Consider the following 1,083-nt stretch of genomic DNA (forward strand, 5'->3'; position numbering starts at 1 on the left):
AGAAGGTAACAGCCCTGTAGTCGAAACGAAACGCAAACCCGAGTGGATCCTGAGTACGGCGGGACACGTGAAACCCCGTCGGAAGCTGGGAGGACCATCTCCCAAGGCTAAATACTCCCTAGTGACCGATAGTGAACCAGTACCGTGAGGGAAAGGTGAAAAGCACCCCGGAAGGGGAGTGAAAGAGATCCTGAAACCGTGCGCTTACAAGTAGTCGGAGCCCCCTTCGGGGGGTGACGGCGTACCTTTTGTAGAATGGACCGGCGAGTGGCGATTCTAAGCAAGGTTAAGCTGAAGAGGCGGAGCCGAAGCGAAAGCGAGTCTGAATAGGGCGATAGAGTTTAGGGTTGCCGACCCGAAACCGTGTGATCTACCCATGTCCAGGGTGAAGTTCAGGTAACACTGAATGGAGGCCCGAACCCACGTCTGTTGAAAAAGGCGGGGATGAGGTGTGGGTAGGGGTGAAATGCCAATCGAACACGGAGATAGCTGGTTCTCCCCGAAATAGCTTTAGGGCTAGCCTCGTGGGAAGAGTCTTGGAGGTAGAGCACTGATTGAGTGAGGGGTCCCCACAGGATTACCGAGTTCAGTCAAACTCCGAATGCCAACGACTTATCCACGGGAGTCAGACGGCGAGTGATAAGATCCGTCGTCGAAAGGGAAACAGCCCAGACCACCAGCTAAGGTCCCAAAGTATACGTTAAGTGGCAAAGGATGTGGCGTTGCTTAGACAACCAGGATGTTGGCTTAGAAGCAGCCACCATTCAAAGAGTGCGTAATAGCTCACTGGTCGAGTGGCGCTGCGCCGAAAATGTAACGGGGCTAAACGTATCACCGAAGCTGTGGATGACTTCATAGTCATGGTAGGGGAGCGTTCTAAGGGCAGAGAAGGTAGACCGGAAGGTCTGTTGGAGCGCTTAGAAGTGAGAATGCCGGTATGAGTAACGAAAAGAGGGGTGAGAATCCCCTCCGTCGAAAGCCTAAGGGTTCCTGAGGAAGGTTCGTCCGCTCAGGGTTAGTCGGGACCTAAGCCGAGGCCGGAAGGCGTAGGCGATGGACAACAGGTGGATATTCCTGTACCAC

At 54.1% G+C, this 1,083-nt stretch carries 1 rRNA gene; it reads left to right on the top strand.

What is annotated here, in order from left to right:
* Positions 1 to 1,083 (top strand): 23S ribosomal RNA (locus IEW82_RS19845); the annotation flags it as partial.

The sequence above is a fragment of the Pullulanibacillus camelliae genome, from assembly GCF_014642655.1.
Classification (GTDB): Bacteria; Bacillota; Bacilli; order Bacillales; family Sporolactobacillaceae; genus Pullulanibacillus; species Pullulanibacillus camelliae.